This window comes from Kitasatospora sp. NPDC058184 (genome assembly GCF_042883725.1).
Lineage (GTDB): Bacteria > Actinomycetota > Actinomycetes > Streptomycetales > Streptomycetaceae > Kitasatospora.
This window is the reverse complement of record NZ_JBHVVE010000002.1, coordinates 330,810-347,291: the sequence shown is the minus strand read 5'-3', so window position 1 is coordinate 347,291 and position 16,482 is coordinate 330,810. Positions and strand designations below refer to the sequence as shown.

Sequence of the window (16,482 nt, the reverse complement as noted above, 5' to 3'; positions counted from 1 at the left end):
GTGGCGCTGTTGCCGGCGGTGACGCTGCCGGGGGTGACGGTGGCGGTGACGCCGGCCGGGGCGCCGCTGACCGTGAGGTTGATGCTCTGCGCGGAGCCCGCCGTCACGGCCGTCGCGATGGTGGCCGAGGTGGACGAACCGGCCGCGACCGTGGCGGAGTTCGGGCTGGCCGACACCGAGAAGTCGTTGCTCACCGTCGAGCCGCTGGTGAACGGCGCGAAGACGTGGGTGAAGTCCCAGGTGTTCTGGGCGATCCCGGAGCAGTTGTCGTTGCCGGCCGTGCCCGGGCAGCCGCCGTTGTCGCGCTGGAGGGCCCAGAAGGACAGCGTGTTGATGCCCTTGGAGACCGCCCAGTTGTACACGGTGGTGGCGTTGGCCAGGGTGAAGGTCTCGGCCGGACCGAAGTCGTCGACACCGATCATCTCGGTGATCCCGATCGAACCCCACAGCTGGGCGGGGGTCTTGGACGGGTAGAGCTTGGCGAGCTGGTTGTAGAGGCCCTGCGCGGAGGTCTGGGTGTCGGCCGCCATGTCGTGGGCGGCGTTGTCGTAGTAGTCGAAGGTCATCATGTTGACGACATCGATCCGCGCGTTGTTGCTGACCGCGTTCTTCAGCACCGCGAGACCGCTGCTGGCCAGCCCGGAGGTGGTGGTGGGCAGCGTGTAGGAGAACTGGATGCTCCGCCCGTTGGCGGCGGCCCAGTCCTGCACGAGCTTGATGGCCTTGTTGCGGCGGTCGATTCCGGCGGTGTTGGTCAGCGAGTTGTCCTCGATGTCGAGGTCGATCCGGCTGACGTCGTAGGTGGTGATCACGTTCTGGAAGGCGGCCGCGATCTGGTTGACGTCGGTGCAGCTGTCGGCGATCTCGGTGCCGGTGTTGTCGGCGGTGTAGCCGCCGAAGGACGGGATCACGTCCCCGCCGTTGGCGCGGATGGTCGCGATGTCCGCACCGAACGTGGAGGAGGACACCGGCTTGGAGGTGTCGCCGTTCCAGTACGGCGTGCAGGAGCCCTTGGTGGCGGCCTGGAGGAACGCCATGGTCAGGTGCTTGGCGCCGGACTGCGCGGCCAGCTGGGCCGGGCTCTGGCCGGTCCAGGACTCGAAGTAGGGGGCGAAGACCCGGCTGGGGAGCGGGGTGGCGGCCTGGGCGGAGCTCGTCCCGGCGGCGACCAGGCCGGCCGAGGCGGCCAGCGTGGCGCAGGCCGTCAACACGGCCTGGACTGTTCGGCGGAGGCGCATGGATTCTCCAACAGACTTGGTGGGGCAGGACGTTGGGGAGGTGCGGTCGGTCCGGGTGGGGCGGCCGTGTGGGGTCGGCGGCGGCCCCGGGACCGGGTCGGAACCGGGAGTACGGGGAAGTGCGGGGGCGTGCGGGCGTGCGAAGGCCCACCGACTCGCGTGGACGCGGGCGGCGTGCGGAAGCGCGCGCCGTACGGAGCGGGGGTGGAGCGGAGCATGGCAGGGCATGGCAGTGCCTCAGCCGCCGGTGGTCACACCCCCACAGTGCATCCCGGTCGGATCGACATGCTTATGTTTGGACTAGACCACTGGTCTGTCAAGAGTCCTAACAGTTCGTCAGCATACGGCCCGCGCGACGGAAGGGGGGCGGACTGGCATCGGGACGGGTGGGCCGCCGGTGGGGCCCGCTGGGAGGACGGTGTCGGGCACTCCAGGTGGCGGCGAGGGGCGGCGGTGAGGGGCGCCGGAAACGAGAAGACCGTGGCCGCGCACCCGGAATGGGGCGCGGCCACGGCAGCCCGGCGCTCAGGACACCGGGCGGTTCATGGTGCCGCGGACCAGCGGACCAGCGGACCAGCGGACCAGCGGACCAGCGGATCGGCGGGTCAGCGGGACGGCGGGCAGAGCGTGGCGAGCAGCGCGTCGTTGATCTTCGTGGCGGTGTCCGGCCCGAAGCCCTGCGGGTGGTCGGCGGAGGTGAAGCGCTGGTTGGCCAGGTCCGCCAGCTTCTGCTTGTCCTTGGGGAACTGGTACATCGACTGGCACTGGTTGCGCGCCCGGTCCACGGCCTGGTCCGGCTTGCCGCCGACGATCGCCGGGTCGATCGCGTCCAGCGCGGAGACCAGCTTGGCCGTCACGTCGGTGCCCGGCTTGGCGGGCAGTCCGGCGTCGGCGGGCGGCGCGGGCTTGGACGGTGCGGGGGCTCCCGAGGCGCCGGCGTCGGGGGCGGGCGCGCCGGTGCCGCCGTCGGCCGTGGGGGCGGCCGAGTCGGACCCGGGGGCCGCGGGCGTCGTCGCCGCGGGCGTGGCGGCGTCGGAGGGCGCGGCGCCCGAGGCGGCGGGGGCGGTGGGGGAGCCGGCCGCGGAGGTGGCCTTGCCCGAGTCCGATCCGGAGCTGGAGCAGGCAGCGAGGCTCACCGCGGCGAGTGCCGTGAGGGTGGCGGCGAGGAGACGAGTGCGCATGGCGCCCAGACTGTCATGTTCGCGCCGCAGAAGGGAAGGTCCCTTCAGTGGTCGGAAAGCACCTGGAACGCACCCGTGAGCGCACCTGTGAGCGCACACGCGAGCGCACCCGGAAAGCCCAGGGACGGTGCCTCCGGAACGGCGGACGGCGGCCCGGAGGAGCTTCCTCCGGGCCGCCGCGTTCACGCTCCACGGCCGCCGGGCCGAATTGCCGTCAGCCGAGGCCGTTGGACTTCAGCCAGTCCTTGGCGACCGCCGACGGGTCCTCCTTGTCCACCGACACGCGCTTCATCAGCGCCACCAGCCCGGCCGTGTCGAGCTTGGCCGACACCGCGTTGAGCGCCGCCGTCGCGGTCGCGTCCACGCCCGCCTTGTTGACCAGCGGGGTGACGTTCTGGGCGCCGAAGATGTTCTTCGGGTCGGCGAGCGGGACCAGCTTGTACTGGACGATCTTCGGGTCGGTGGTGAACACGTTGCCGACCTGGATGCTGCCGTCCTTGAGCGCGTTCGCGGTGGCGTCGCCGGTGGGCTTCCACTCCTTGAAGGTCAGCCCGTAGACGTCCTTGAGCTGCTGCTCGCGGCGGCTCTTGAACTCCGGCGGCCCGCCGATGGTGTACTCGCCGGCCTTGGCGGCGAGGTCGGCGATGCTCTTGAGGTTGTCCTTGTCGGCCGTCTCCTGGGTGACGCTGAGGGAGTCCTTGTCCTCGGCCGGGGAGGACTCGAGGATGCCCAGCGTGGCGGGCAGCGTCTTGGCGAGCTCCGCGTTCACGTCCTGGGTGGTGACGGCGGTGGACTTGGCGTCCAGGTAGGCGAGCAGCGAGCCGTTGTACTCCGGCAGGACGGTGAGGTTGCCGCTCTGCAACTGCCCGTAGAGCACCTCGCGGCTGCCGATGTTGAACTTCTCCTGGACCTTCACGCCCTTGGCCTTGAGCGCCTGCGAGTAGATCGACCCGAGCAGGACGTTCTCCGGGAAGTTGGCCGAGCCGACCACCACGGTCGAGCCGGACCCGCCCGCGCCGCCCGCGGGGGCCGAGGCGCTCGAACCCCCGTCGAGCGGGTTGCCGCCGGAGGAGCCGCAGGCGGTGGCGCCGAGGGTGAGCGCGGCGAGGGTGCCGAGGGCGGCGACGCGGCGGCTTCGGTTGATTGTCGACATGGTGACAGATGTCCTTCCGGAACGGGAGGGGAGGGGAACGGAGTCAGCGGGGCCGCTGCTGGGCGCGCACCCCGGGCGGGAGCGCGAACCGGGCGAGCAGGGCGAAGAACAGCTGGGCGACGACCGCGAGCAGGACCACCAGCAGCGCGCCACCCACGGTCACGGCGTACTTGCGGGTCGCCAGCCCGTCGATGACGTAGCGGCCGAGGCCGCCCAGCCCGACGTAGGCGGCCACCGTGGCGGTCGCGATCACCTGCACGGTCGCGGTGCGGAAGCCCGCCAGCAGGGTCGGGGCGGCCGAGGGCAGGCAGACCTGCCACAGCACCTGGGGGTGGGTCAGCCCGATGCCGCGCGCCGCGTCCCGGACGTCCGGGTCGGTGCCGCGCACCCCCTCGACGGCGGCCACCAGCAGCGGCGGCGCGGCGAGCGCGACCAGCGGGACCAGTACGGCGGTGTCGCCGACCCCGGCGAGCAGCACCGCCAGCGTCACCAGGCCGAGGGTGGGCAGGGCGCGGGCGGCGCCCGCGAGCGCGGTCACCACGGTGACGCCGCGCCCGGTGTAGCCGATCAGCAGCCCGAGCGGGACGGCGAGCAGCGCCGCGAACAGCAAGGCCGCGCCGGAGAGCAGCAGGTGCTCGGAGACCCGGTGCACGATCGAGTCCGGCCCGCTGAGGTGGTCCGGGTCGGTGAAGAAGTCGCTCAGCCAGTTCAGCCAGTTCACGAGCCCGCTCCCTTCTCCCGGACGGCCCAGGGCGCGAGCAGCCGCCGGGCGGCCACCAGCACCAGGTCGACGGCCAGCGCGAGGACGGCGATCAGCACGATGCCGGCCAGGATCGGGGTCGGGAAGGTGCGCTGGAAGCCGTCGACGAACAGGTAGCCGAGCCCGCCGCGACCGACCAGCGCGCCGACGCTGGCCAGCGAGATGCTGGACACCGCCGCGACCCGCAGTCCGGCGATCAGGTACGGCACGGCGGCGGGCAGCTCGACCGAGGTCAGCCGGTGCCACGGCCCGTACCCCATCGCGGTGGCGGCCTGCCGGACGGAGTCCGGGACGGCGCGCAGCCCGTCCACGGTGGTCGGCAGCAGCACGGCGAGGGCGTAGAAGGTGAGCGGGATCATCACCGTCGCCTGGGTGGCGAGGCCGGTGTACGGGATCAGCACCACGAACACGGCCAGCGAGGGCAGCGCGTAGACGATGTTGAACACGGCGGAGAGCGGCTGGTACAGCCGGGGGTAGCGGGCGCAGGCCAGGCCGAGCGGGACGGCCAGCAGCAGGCCGATGAGCACGGGGACGAGGGCGATCACGGCATGGTCGGCGAGCAGGTGGCCCAGGTAGCCGAGGTGGTCGCCGATCCAGTACCAGCGGACGATCGGTTCATCGTCCACCGTCGGCTCCGTCCGTGCTGCCCGTTCCGTCCGGGCCGCCCGTGTCGTCCGGGTGGCCGGTGGTGGCCGGGGGCTTGTCGGTGCGGACGGGCGCATCAGCGGCCGGCGAACCGGTGGCAGACGGACCAGTGGCAGACGGACCGGCGGCCGGCGGGCCGGAGACGTCGGGCCGCAGTGCGGCGAGGACGGCCTCGCGGCTCGCGGTGCCGGTGACCCGGCCCTCGGCGTCCAGCGCGACCGCGACCCCGGCGGGGGAGAGGACGGCGGCGTCCAGCGCCGTGCGCAGGGTGTCGGCGTCCGGGCGGAAGGCCGCCGCCGGGTGCAGCTCGGCGGTGACGGCGTCGCGGTCGATCCAGCCGATCGGGCGGCGCCCGTCGTCCAGGGCCAACTCCCAGCCGCCGTACCGGAGTCCGTCGCCCACCAGGCGGAGCCGGACGCCGCTCGCGGGGCGCAGGGCGAGGCCGCGCAGGCCCCGGTCGCGCCCGAGGAAGGCGGCCACGCCCTCGTCGGCGGGGGTGGTGAGCAGGGTGTGCGGGTCGGCCAGTTGGGCGATCCGGCCGTGCTCGCGCAGCACCACCACCTGGTCGCCGAGCCGGACGGCCTCCTCGATGTCGTGGGTGACGAACAGCACCGTCTTGTGCAGCTCGGACTGGAGCCGCAGCAGCTCCTCCTGGAGCCCGGCCCGCACCACCGGGTCGACCGCGCTGAACGGCTCGTCCATCAGCAGCACCGGCGGGTCGGCGGCCAGCGCGCGCGCCACGCCGACCCGCTGCTGCTGGCCGCCGGACAGCTGGAACGGGTACCGCTTCGCGGTCTCGGGCGCGAGCCCGACCAGTTCGAGCAGTTCGGCGGCGCGGGCGCGGGCCTTCTTCCGGTCCCAGCCGAGCAGGTAGGGGACGGTGGCGATGTTGTCGATCACCTTGCGGTGCGGGAAGAGCCCGGCCTGCTGGATCACGTACCCGATGCCGCGGCGCAGCTTGGCGGGTTCCAGCTTCGCGACGTCCGTGTCGTCCAGCAGGACCCGGCCCGAAGTGGGCTCGACCATCCGGTTGACCATGCGTAGCAGGGTGGTCTTCCCGCAGCCGGACGGTCCGACCAGGACGGTTATCCGACCGGTCGGGACCTCCAGGTCCAGTCCCTCGACGGCGATGGTGCCGTCGGGGTGGCGCATTCCCGCGCCCTCGAATCTGATCACGTGGAGTTTCCTCGTCAGGGCGCCCCGGAAAGGCGGCGCCTGGGTCGTTCGGTCGTTCGGTCAGGGTCGTTCGGTGGCGGCGGTTTCAAGCGCCCGGGCGTACTTCCGCCCGCGTGGTTGCCCGGCTTTGGACCAGCGGAAACTCTGATCACACTATGACCTGCATCATCTCCTGTCCCTGATTTACCGCCCCGGCACGCGGTGCGACCGCAGGCTCAGCCGCCCTGACGGGTCGGCAGGCCGGCGGCCGCCCAGCCGACGAAACCGCCGTCCAGGTCGGTCGCCCGGTGCAGTCCCAGCTCGCGCAGGGAGGCCGCGGCCAGGCTGGAGGCGTAGCCCTCGGAGCAGACCACGACCACCTCGACGTCGTAGCCCGAGGCCTCGGGAATCCGGTGACTGCCCGTCGGATCGAGCCGCCACTCCAGCACGTTGCGTTCGATGATCAGCGAGCCGGGGATCTCCCCCTCGGCCGCCCGCTGCGCCGCCGGGCGGATATCCACCAGCAGCGCGCCGTCCAGCTGGGCCTGGTACGCCTCGCGGGCGCGCGGTCGGTGGACGCCCTCCCGGGCCCGCTCCACCAGGTCGTCGATCGTGGTCACCACTGTTCAGGTCCTTCCTCGGAGGTGCGGACGAGCCCGCCGGCCCGCAGGTCGTAGTGCGCCATCGAACTCAGCGGCGGCGAGTAGGCGTGCAGGGTGACGGCGGGGCCGACGGCGGTGTTGCGCACGTCGTGCACGTACTCGGGGCCGAAGGCGCGGGCGGTGCCGGCCGGGATCCGGCGGATCAGCAGGCCCTGTTCGGGCCCGCCGAGGGACAGCTCCTCCAACTCGCCGAGGGCGACGGCGAAGGCGCCGCGCGAGCCGCCGTGGTCGTGGAAGCCGGTGGACTGGCCGGGCAACCAGCTGATCAGCCACACCTCGTGGTCGTCGTCCGCGGCCAGCCGCCGGTACCAGCGCTCCTCGGTGGAGAGGCGGACGTGGTGGATCCACTCCTCGGGCCGCTCGGCCAGTTCGCGGACGATGGTCCGCAGGGTGCTGGGGGTGAGCGGCGCGGGGGTGCCCCCGGCGGGCGGCGTCGGTGGTGGCTCGGGGGTGCTCGTGGGGCTTGCGGCGGCGGGGCGGGTGTTGTCGGGGTTTACGGTCGGCTGGGTTTCGGGGCTGATGCTCGGGCTCGGGCTCAGAGTCATGAGGGCGTCCTCGGGTGCGGCGGGAACGTCGGTGGGAAGCGCCCGGTGTCCGGCGGCGGTGGAGGGCGCGGGCCGACGGGGCGGCCCGGCACGCAAGGGTGCGCCGGGGCGGGTGCGGGGTCAGGACTGCGGGTGCGGGTGCGCGGCGCGGGCCCTGGCAGACGTCACAGAGCGGGACCGGCGGGGGAGAACAAGGTCAACAGGCACAGATGGAACTCGCCTGGCGTCGCAGATCGACGTGCAGGCGGCATACCAGAGTGGCGCCGGAGTCCATGCGCCGGATCTTTCCCGAGCGAAGCGGAGGAAGTCAAGCCGGGCCGACCGTCCGCCGCCGCCCGTTCCCGGCGACCGGCGGACCGGTCGGCTACCCCTCGCCCGCTCGCCGAGCGCCCTTCGAGCATCCGTCGGTCGCCTCCCGGCTACTCCTCGGCCGGGCGGCGCGGTGCCGGGGGAGCCGCGGCGGACGGTGCCGGGTCGGTGTCGCGCGTCGGCTGTGCGGGCACCGACCCGGTGGGGCCCGGGGCCGGTCCGGCCGGTGCCTGCTCGGCCCGCGCCTGGTCGGCCCTCGCCTGGTCGGTCAGTGCGTGTTCGATCAGCGGCGCGGCCTGTTCTCCCAGGTGACGGCCGAGCGTCTGGTAGGCGTCGAACTGCTGGTGGTCGAACCACTGGTCGCTGGTGCGGTCGTTCGGGAAGGCCCGGTTCGCCATCGCGTAGGCGTGCAGCTCGTACGGCATCCCGGGGGTCAGTACCGCCTGGAGGAGGATCAGCCGGCCGTGCCGGACGGCCCCGGGCCCCTCGTCCAGATCCGGGTAGCGGATGTCCCCGGTGACCACCGCCCGGGCCGAGAGCCGGGCGGAGAGCTGCGCCGCGAGCCCGCGCAGCGGCGGCCGGCGGCCCGCGCGGCCCTGCACGCCGTCGTCCGTGCGGCCGTCCGCGTCGTCACCCTCGGCGGGCCGGTCGGCGGCGGTGCCCGGCATCAGCAGCTCGGGCTCGTGCAGGGTGATGGCGACGCCCAGCTCCTCGCGGGCCAGGGTGATCGCGGCGGCCAGGTTGGTGGCGTACCCCGCGTCGCCGCTGGCGTCGATGCAGACCACCGTCCGCACCCGGTGCCGCAGCAGCTCGACCAGCCCGAGGTTCTCGTAGTGGCCGCCGTCGGTGGTGAGCAGGAAGCGGTCGTCGGCCGGGAACCGCCCGATCAGCTCCCGCAGTTGGTACGGGAGGCGGCGGACGGCGGGCTGCGCGGGGCGGCGCCAGTCCGGCGGACCGGACCAGTCGGGGCCGAGCACTGCCGGGTTGGGCAGCCACGTCCCGAGGCGGGCGTTGGTCACCGCGAACAGCCGCTGGTAGACGCGGGATTCCCGCCCCATCGCGGAGGAGAAGGCCGCGCCGGAGACGGCCATCGCCGACTGCACGGTGAGGTCCCGGGCGATGTGCGCACTGGTGCGCCGCTCTAGCAGGTCGGTGCGCGCGTACCCGATGTCCGGGCCGCCCACGTAGTCGTAGGAGAGGGAGAAGGAGGCCGCCGGACGGCCCGGTGGCGTACGGGAGTTGCCCGACAGGTTGGCCGCCGCCGAGAAGATCACCTGAGGGAAGTCGGGGTGCCGGGCGCCGTAGTGGCTCAGCCACGTCTGCTCCCGGAAGAAGTGGTACGGGCGGGCCACCGACCGGCCGCCCTCGGTGGCCCGCCGGACCGCGAACGCCGAGGCCAGCCGCAACCGGTAGAACGGGTGCAGGCTCACCCAGGTCTGGTCGAGGTTCAGCCCGACCGCGCCGAGCACCAGGGGCAGCAGCACCTGGACGGCCGTCGGCCAGGCGTAGCCGGTGGCGACCGCCCAGCCGAGGGCCAGCAGCGCACCCGCCGTCAGCGCCAGGAGGGCGGAGCAGACCACGAGGGTCTGCGGGAGGCTGGCGCCGCTGACACGGGGCCGGCCCGCCGCGCCCGGCGTGGTGCCACCCCGACCGGGCGTCCGGCGGTCGCGCCAGAGTATGCCGAGCAGCAGCGCCAGGTAGCTGAGCGCCACGGTCAGGCCGAGCCCCGCGCCGGTGAGCTGCGGCCCCGCCGCCAGCGCCTGCTGGAGCCGCACCGCGCCCCAGGCCAGGCCCGGTACCACCAGCACCCCGACGGCCAGCAGGGCGGCCAGGGCGAGCAGGCCGAGATTGGCCCTGCGCAGCGCCCGTGGCAGCAGCGCCTGCCAGCCGAGCGAGGGGAAGGCCAGCAGCCAGAGCAGCCAGCACCCGGTGGCCGAGGCCAGCAGGAGGCCGAAGGCGGCGAGCGCCGGTGCCCGGAACTCCAACGGCCCCGGTACGGCGCCGGCGTGGCGCAGCCCGGCCGCCGCCAGGTGGCTCAGGTCGGTGAGCGGCACGGCCCGGTAGAAGCGGCTGAGCCCGAGGCCGAGCGTCAGGACTGCGGCCAGCAGCAGGGTGAGGGCGGACAGCACCCCGCGCAGCAGCGTCCCGAGGGCGACCAGCCATTCGCCCGCGCCGTCGGCGATGTACTTGCCGTGCCGGCGGAGGTGGTCCTCCTCGGGGGACCCGGGCTCCATCACGGTGTCGGCCGTCAGGCCCGAGACGGCGCGCACCGGGCTGCCGGGCGCGGAGTCGCTGAGCGCGAGCTGGAGCGCGCCGACGGTGTAGCCGCCGCCCGAGACGGAGACCAGGTAGCGGGCCCGTTTCAGCCACGGCCGCAGCGACTGGAGCGCGCCGAGGGTGACGCAGGTGGAGCGGATGCCGCCGCCGGAGGCGCAGAAGCCGAGTTCGGCGGGTTCGCGGCCGGGCGGCACCCGGGCGGCGTCGCGCCAGTGGGCGTGCCGGACGGGCGTGTCCGGGGCGTCCGGCGCTTCGGCGGCGGGTGCCGTGGCGCCGCGCCGGGCGGCGATCGGCCAGGGCGGGATCAGCGCCGGACGGTCGGGGGAGTCGGTGCCGCGGGCCTTCGCGCCCGCCCGCGACGGCCGGAGCCCGCGCACCGCGCGGGTGGCGGTCACCAGCAGGATGCCCGCCGCGAGCACCCCGGCGGGCAGGAGCAGCAGCCACTTGACGGTGGCGAGCGCGGTGGCGACGGCGAAGGGGGTGTCGGAACCGCCCGCACCCGTGTGGAGGCCGTCCAGCCCGGCGCGCAGCAGCGCGTCCTCGCCCAGGTCGCAGCAGGCCGCGAGCAGCCCGGCGCCGCCGACCGCGACGGCCGACAGCCGCCGGCGGGCCGGCCCGAGCACGTACCCGCCGAGCAGCGCGGCGGCGAGCAACGTCAGCCCGTAGCCGCCGATCAGCCAGCCGTCGGCGCGCAGCGCGGCCAGGTGGTCCGCGGCGCGGCCGCCGACCACGGCCTCGGCGGCCGCACGGGAACCGGCGAGCTGGAGGGCGACGTCCCGTACGCGCGGTGCCCGGTGGCGGAACAGCAGCCCGCCGAGGAGGACCGGCAGCAGGGCGCCGAGGGCGAGCAGCAGGCCGGCCCAGGCGGGCAGGGCGGGCGGCCGCGCCGCCGGGCCTCCGCCCGCCGCGCTATCTGCCGTACCCGTCGCCTCCGCCGCTTCCTTCGCCGCCGCCGTCTCCGTCGCGGAATCCGCCACCACCATCGTCACCCCCCGCTTGGCCGCCCCGATCCCCCGTGACCGGGACGCTGAACTCGTAGGAAACCACTGATGACTGACGATCCGTAGTGATCCACCGCGATGTCCACGCGGGTCTTACCCCACCATCGCCGATTGCGCACCCAGGGTGTCCGGTTTCACTCGAACGAGTAAGAAGGCGACGCGTGGGGTAGATCAGCTTTTCATCCCACCCGGGACCATCCGCGTGTCCGCGCAACAAGATCACCCCAGACGCGTTTCCACCGACGTATTGTCAGGCCACCGAGGCCGGGCCTACCGTCTACAGATCGCTTTCTACGCACGTAGACCCTGCGGTTCCCCGAGCGGACCCGCAGGCGAGACCCGCCCCGTCAACCCTCAGACCGCGGGCCCGACCGCACGGCCGGGCCGCGGAGTTGCGGAGGTAACCATGTCGCAGATCGTCCGGGCCGCGCTCGTCCAGACCCGCTGGACGGGTGACCAGGAGAGCATGATCGCGCTCCACGAGCGGTACGCCCGCGAGGCCGCCGCCCAGGGAGCGAAGATCATCGGCTTCCAGGAGGTCTTCAACTCCCCGTACTTCTGTCAGGTCCAGGAAGCCGAGCACTACCGCTGGGCCGAGGCCGTCCCCGACGGCCCGACCGTGCGCCGGATGCGGGACCTCGCCCGCGAGCTCGGGCTGGTGATGGTCGTCCCGGTCTACGAGGAGGAACAGGCCGGCGTCTACTACAACACCGCCGCCGTCATCGACGCCGACGGCAGCTACCTCGGCAAGTACCGCAAGCACCACATCCCGCAGGTCAAGGGCTTCTGGGAGAAGTACTACTTCAAGCCCGGTAACCTCGGCTGGCCCGTGTTCGACACCGCCGTCGGCAAGGTCGGCGTGTACATCTGCTACGACCGCCACTTCCCCGAGGGCTGGCGCGCCCTGGGCCTGGCCGGCGCGCAGATCGTCTACAACCCCTCCGCCACCAGCCGCGGCCTGTCCGCCTACCTCTGGCAGCTCGAACAGCCCGCCGCCGCCGTCGCCAACGAGTACTTCGTCGCCGCGATCAACCGCGTCGGCACCGAGGAGTACGGCGACAACGACTTCTACGGCACCTCCTACTTCGTCGACCCGCGCGGGCAGTTCGTCGGCGACGTCGCCTCCGACAAGGAGGAGGAACTCGTCGTCCGCGACCTCGACCTCGGCCTGATCGAACAGGTCCGCCAGCAGTGGGCGTTCTACCGGGACCGCCGGCCCGACGCCTACGGACCGCTCGCCGAGGCCTGAGGAGCAGCGCGATGACCACCAACGACGTGAGGGCCACCCGCGACCCGCACCAGCGCACCGTCGTCCGCGGCGGCCTCGTCATCACCGCCACCGAGGAACTCCACGCCGACGTCCTGATCGAGGGCGAGCGCGTCGCCGCCCTGGCCACCACCGGCAGCTCCGCCGCCGAGGCCTGGACCGCCGACACCGTCATCGACGCCACCGGCCACTACGTCATCCCGGGCGGCGTCGACGCCCACACCCACATGGAGCTGCCGTTCGGCGGCACCGCGGCCTCCGACACCTTCGAGACCGGCACCCGCGCCGCGGCCTGGGGCGGCACCACCACCATCGTGGACTTCGCCGTCCAGTCGGTCGGCGGCTCGCTGCGCGAGGGCCTGGACACCTGGCACGCCAAGGCCGAGGGCAACTGCGCGATCGACTACGCCTTCCACACCATCGTCTCCGACGTCAACGACGCCGTGCTCAAGGAGATGGACACCCTCGTGGACTCCGGCGAGTCCACCTCCTTCAAGCTCTTCATGGCCTACCCCGGCGTCTTCTACAGCGACGACGGCCGCATCCTGCGGGCCATGCAGCGCGGCGCCGCCAACGGCGGGCTGATCATGATGCACGCGGAGAACGGCATCGCCATCGACGTCCTGGTCGAACAAGCGCTCGCCGCCGGGAGGACCGCCCCCCGCTACCACGGCGAGGTCCGGCGCGAACTGCTGGAGGCCGAGGCCACCCACCGGGCGATCAAGCTCGCCCAGGTGGCGGGCAGCCCGCTCTACGTGGTGCACGTCTCCGCAGCCGCCGCGCTCGCCGAAATCGTCGGGGCCCGGGACGCCGGCCTCAACGTCTTCGGCGAGACCTGCCCGCAGTACCTCTTCCTCTCCACCGACAACCTCGCCGAGGAGGGCGCCGACGGCTTCGAGGGCGCCAAGTACGTGTGCAGCACGCCGCTCAGACCGCGCGAGCACCAGGAGGCGCTCTGGCGCGGGCTGCGCACCAACGACCTCCAGGTGGTCTCCACCGACCACTGCCCGTTCTGCTTCGTCGGCCAGAAGGAGCTGGGCCGGGGCGACTTCTCGAAGATCCCCAACGGCCTGCCGGGCGTAGAGAACCGGATGGACCTGCTCCACCAGGCCGTGGTGGACGGGCACATCAGCCGGCGCCGCTGGGTCGAGATCGCCTGCACCACCCCGGCCCGGATGTTCGGCCTGCACCCGCGCAAGGGCACCATCGCCCCGGGTGCCGACGCCGACCTGGTGGTCTACGACCCCACCGCGGTGCAGACCGTCTCCGCCGCGACCCACCACATGAACGTGGACTACTCGGCCTACGAGGGCCGTCGACTCACCGGCCGGGTGCGGACGGTGATGTCGCGCGGCACCGTCGTGCTGGACGACGGCGACTGGCGCGGCCGGGCCGGCCACGGCACCTTCCTGCGCCGGGACACCTGCCAGTACCTGGTCTGATCCCTCTCCCGATTCCCGCCCCTCCCGTTCCTCGACGTCCACCCGCCGCCGCCCGGTCTGCCGGCCGTCCGGTCGCCCGCCCGGCTGCCGGCCCGCCCCTTCGACCGGGGCGACCGATCCGGCCGACGGCCGGGTGGCGGCGGTCAAAACCCTTACCTGGAGCCCCTCATGGACATCGGCCTCGTCCTCCAGACCGACCCGCCCGCCCGACTGCTCATCGACCGGATGATCCGCGCCGAGCAGGCCGGGTTCAGCCACGGCTGGACCTTCGACTCCTGCGTGCTGTGGCAGGAGCCCTTCGTCATCTACAGCCGGATCCTCGCCGAGACGGAGCGGATGACCGTCGGCCCGATGGTCACCAACCCCTCCACCCGCACCTGGGAGGTGACCGCCTCCACGTTCGCCACGCTCAACGACATGTACGGCAACCGGACCGTCTGCGGCATCGGCCGCGGCGACTCCGCCATGCGGGTCGCCGGGCGGAGCCCCGCCACCCTCGCCCGGCTCTCCGAAGCCATGCACGCCATCAAGGAGTTGGCCGAGGGGCGCACCGCCGAGGTGGACGGCAGCGAGATGCACCTGCCGTGGGTCCGCGCCGGCGCCTCCCTGCCGATCTGGATGGGGGCGTACGGGCCGAAGGCGTTGAACCTGACTGGACGTCAGGCCGACGGCTTCATCCTGCAGTTGGCCGACCCCTACCTCACCGAGTTCATGGTCAAGGCGGTGCGGGCCGCCGCCGTCGAGGCCGGCCGGGATCCGGAGTCGATCACCATCTGCGTCGCCGCCCCGGCCTACGTCACCGCCGACGACTCGCCCGAGGCGCTCGCCCACGCCCGGGAGCAGTGCCGCTGGTTCGGCGGGATGGTCGGCAACCACGTCGCCGACCTGGTCAGCCACTACGGCGAGCACTCCGACCTGGTACCGGAGGCGCTCACCGACTACATCAAGGACCGCCAGGGCTACGACTACAGCCACCACGGGCGGGCCGGGAACCCGGACACGGCCTTCGTCCCGGACGGGATCATCGACCGCTTCTGCCTGATCGGCCCGGTGGAGGCGCAGCGGGCCCGACTGGCGGAGCTCCGCTCGCTCGGCGTCGACCAGTTCGCCGTCTACGCCATGCACGACGCCATCGAGACCACCATCGACGCGTACGGGACGGACGTCATCCCGCACCTGTGACCCCGCCCGGCGCCCCCACCCGAGCTCGGCCGCGGATCCGCCCGCGGTGGACGGGAGTTGCCCATGCCCGGAACCGCGACCAGTGACGGCAGACAGTGGCACCACCCCGACGGCCGGGTCGAACTCGACCCGGCCGCCGGGGACTTGCCACCCAACGGCTTCACCAGCGACGACCTGCGGCCGGTCCCGGTGGCACGGCGGACCTGGACCACGTACAACTTCCTCGCGCTCTGGGTCGGCATGGCCCACAACATCCCGTCCTGGACGCTGGCTTCGGGCCTGGTCGCGCTCGGCATGGACTGGAAGCAGGCGGTGCTGACGATCGCGCTCGCCAACCTCGTCGTGCTGGTCCCGATGCTGCTCACCGGGCACGCCGGCACCAAGTACGGCATCCCGTTCCCGGTCTTCGCCCGGGCCGCCTTCGGGCTGCGCGGCGCCAACCTGCCTGCTCTGCTGCGGGCGGCGGTGGCCTGCGCCTGGTTCGGCATCCAGACCTGGATCGGCGGCGAGGGCATCTTCCTGCTGGCGGGCAAGCTGTTCGGCGAATCCTGGCGCACAGCCGGTGAGTTCGGCGGCTACCCGTGGACGCAGTGGCTCTCGTTCCTGCTGTTCTGGCTGATCGAGATGGCCATCATCGCGCGGGGGATGGAGGCGCTGCGGCGGTTCGAGAACTGGGCGGCGCCGTTCGTCATCGTCGGCGCGCTCGCGCTGCTGGTGTGGATCACCGTCAAGGCGGGCGGGCTCGGGCCACTGCTCGACCAGCCGTCCAGGCTGGGGTGGGGCGGCGGCTTCTGGAAGGTCTTCTTCCCCGCGCTGATGGGCATGATCGGGTTCTGGTCCACCCTTTCGCTGAACATCCCCGACTTCACCCGCTTCGGCGGCAGCCAGCGGGCCCAGATACGCGGGCAGGCGCTCGGCCTGCCGACCACGATGACGCTCTTCGCATTCCTGTCCGTGCTGGTCACCTCGGGCTCCGAGGCGGTCTACGGGGCCCCGGTGTGGGACCCTATCCAGCTGGCCGCCAAGATGGAGAACCCGGTCGGCATCCTGTTCGCGCTGCTGACCGTGCTGGTCGCGACGCTGTCGGTGAACATCGCCGCCAACGTGGTGTCGCCCGCGTACGACCTCGCCAACCTGCTGCCCCGCTTCGTCACCTTCCGGACCGGGGCGCTGATCACGGGAGTGGTCGGGATCGTGATCCTCCCGTGGCGGCTGATCTCCGACCCGCACGTGTACATCTTCACCTGGCTCGGTGTGGTCGGCGGGCTGCTCGGCACGGTCGGCGGAGTGCTGATCGCCGACTACTGGGCCCTGCGCCGCACCCGCCTCCGGCTCGCCGAGCTGTACCGCCCGGGCGGGGCGTACTGGTACGCGGCCGGCTGGAACTGGCGGGCCGTGACGGCGCTGCTGGTGGGCGGCGTGCTGGCCGTCGGCGGCTCGTACTCCACCGTCGACGCCGACGGTGCGAAGCAGGGCCCCTTCCCGGCGGACGGCCTGATCCCCGTCCTCAAGCCGCTCGCCGACTACGGCTGGGCCGTCGGGCTGACGGCGGCGGCCGTGGTGTACCTGGGGCTGAGCGGGGTGTTCGGGAGGGGGAGCGGGGAGGCGGGGGAGGGCTGACGGGAGAGGGCGAATGACTGACGGGTGACAGCGAACAGCTGACAG

The 16,482-nt window shown here is 73.0% G+C and carries 14 protein-coding genes; 4 read left to right on the top strand and 10 right to left on the bottom strand.

Going from position 1 to position 16,482, the window contains the following annotated elements:
• From ACFVXH_RS04765 to ACFVXH_RS04720, 10 genes are all read right to left on the bottom strand, one after another.
• Positions 1-1,238 (bottom strand): chitinase (locus ACFVXH_RS04765; RefSeq protein WP_387820198.1); only part of this gene is annotated, 1,238 nt, incomplete at its 3' end.
• A 605-nt stretch (positions 1,239-1,843) separates the two neighbouring features.
• Positions 1,844-2,419, bottom strand: a complete 576-nt coding sequence (locus ACFVXH_RS04760; protein WP_375873363.1) for a hypothetical protein — start codon at positions 2,417-2,419, stop codon at positions 1,844-1,846.
• A gap of 214 nt (positions 2,420-2,633) precedes the next feature.
• Complete coding sequence (locus tag ACFVXH_RS04755) at positions 2,634-3,572, bottom strand: ABC transporter substrate-binding protein (protein ID WP_387820196.1); 939 nt, start codon at positions 3,570-3,572, stop codon at positions 2,634-2,636.
• Positions 3,573-3,615: 43 nt separating this feature from the next.
• Positions 3,616-4,293, bottom strand: a complete 678-nt coding sequence (locus tag ACFVXH_RS04750) for an ABC transporter permease (RefSeq protein WP_049657036.1) — start codon at positions 4,291-4,293, stop codon at positions 3,616-3,618.
• Complete coding sequence (locus tag ACFVXH_RS04745) at positions 4,290-4,958, bottom strand: ABC transporter permease (protein WP_049657035.1); 669 nt, start codon at positions 4,956-4,958, stop codon at positions 4,290-4,292. The genes ACFVXH_RS04750 and ACFVXH_RS04745 overlap by 4 nt, the downstream gene beginning before the upstream one ends.
• Positions 4,948-6,153, bottom strand: a complete 1,206-nt coding sequence (locus ACFVXH_RS04740) for an ATP-binding cassette domain-containing protein (RefSeq protein WP_387820193.1) — start codon at positions 6,151-6,153, stop codon at positions 4,948-4,950. The genes ACFVXH_RS04745 and ACFVXH_RS04740 overlap by 11 nt, the downstream gene beginning before the upstream one ends.
• 215 nt (positions 6,154-6,368) lie before the next feature.
• Positions 6,369-6,755, bottom strand: a complete 387-nt coding sequence (locus tag ACFVXH_RS04735) for a rhodanese-like domain-containing protein (RefSeq protein WP_049657033.1) — start codon at positions 6,753-6,755, stop codon at positions 6,369-6,371.
• Positions 6,749-7,339, bottom strand: a complete 591-nt coding sequence (locus ACFVXH_RS04730) for a cysteine dioxygenase (protein WP_387820191.1) — start codon at positions 7,337-7,339, stop codon at positions 6,749-6,751. The genes ACFVXH_RS04735 and ACFVXH_RS04730 overlap by 7 nt, the downstream gene beginning before the upstream one ends.
• 196 nt (positions 7,340-7,535) lie before the next feature.
• Positions 7,536-7,613, bottom strand: coding sequence for a putative leader peptide (locus ACFVXH_RS04725; RefSeq protein ID WP_107086570.1), 78 nt, complete (start codon positions 7,611-7,613; stop codon positions 7,536-7,538).
• Positions 7,614-7,758: 145 nt separating this feature from the next.
• Entirely contained in the window at positions 7,759-10,902 is a 3,144-nt protein-coding gene (locus ACFVXH_RS04720; RefSeq protein ID WP_387820189.1) for a hypothetical protein, read from the bottom strand.
• 430 nt (positions 10,903-11,332) lie between these two features.
• Here ACFVXH_RS04720 and ACFVXH_RS04715 point away from each other — a divergent pair, with 430 nt between their 5' ends.
• From ACFVXH_RS04715 to ACFVXH_RS04700, 4 genes are all read left to right on the top strand, one after another.
• On the top strand, positions 11,333-12,175 hold the full coding sequence (locus ACFVXH_RS04715) for a nitrilase-related carbon-nitrogen hydrolase (protein WP_049649708.1): 843 nt from the start codon (positions 11,333-11,335) through the stop codon (positions 12,173-12,175).
• Positions 12,176-12,186: 11 nt separating this feature from the next.
• A complete protein-coding gene (gene hydA / locus ACFVXH_RS04710) occupies positions 12,187-13,635 on the top strand; it encodes a dihydropyrimidinase (RefSeq protein WP_117490870.1) in 1,449 nt (482 codons plus the stop codon).
• Positions 13,636-13,803: 168 nt separating this feature from the next.
• Complete coding sequence (locus tag ACFVXH_RS04705; protein ID WP_387820187.1) at positions 13,804-14,817, top strand: TIGR03842 family LLM class F420-dependent oxidoreductase; 1,014 nt, start codon at positions 13,804-13,806, stop codon at positions 14,815-14,817.
• A 63-nt stretch (positions 14,818-14,880) separates the two neighbouring features.
• On the top strand, positions 14,881-16,437 hold the full coding sequence (locus ACFVXH_RS04700) for an NCS1 family nucleobase:cation symporter-1 (RefSeq protein ID WP_387820185.1): 1,557 nt from the start codon (positions 14,881-14,883) through the stop codon (positions 16,435-16,437).
• Positions 16,438-16,482: the final 45 nt, after the last annotated feature.

Excerpts from the sequence above, each read along its gene's own strand:
- ACFVXH_RS04760 (WP_375873363.1), bottom strand. The coding sequence starts at position 2,419 with ATGCGCACTCGTCTCCTCGCCGCCACCCTCACGGCACTCGCCGCGGTG.
- ACFVXH_RS04755 (WP_387820196.1), bottom strand. The coding sequence starts at position 3,572 with ATGTCGACAATCAACCGAAGCCGCCGCGTCGCCGCCCTCGGCACCCTC.
- ACFVXH_RS04730 (WP_387820191.1), bottom strand. The coding sequence starts at position 7,339 with ATGACTCTGAGCCCGAGCCCGAGCATCAGCCCCGAAACCCAGCCGACC.
- ACFVXH_RS04725 (WP_107086570.1), bottom strand. The coding sequence starts at position 7,613 with ATGGACTCCGGCGCCACTCTGGTATGCCGCCTGCACGTCGATCTGCGA.
- ACFVXH_RS04715 (WP_049649708.1), top strand. The coding sequence starts at position 11,333 with ATGTCGCAGATCGTCCGGGCCGCGCTCGTCCAGACCCGCTGGACGGGT.
- hydA (WP_117490870.1), top strand. The coding sequence starts at position 12,187 with ATGACCACCAACGACGTGAGGGCCACCCGCGACCCGCACCAGCGCACC.
- ACFVXH_RS04705 (WP_387820187.1), top strand. The coding sequence starts at position 13,804 with ATGGACATCGGCCTCGTCCTCCAGACCGACCCGCCCGCCCGACTGCTC.
- ACFVXH_RS04700 (WP_387820185.1), top strand. The coding sequence starts at position 14,881 with ATGCCCGGAACCGCGACCAGTGACGGCAGACAGTGGCACCACCCCGAC.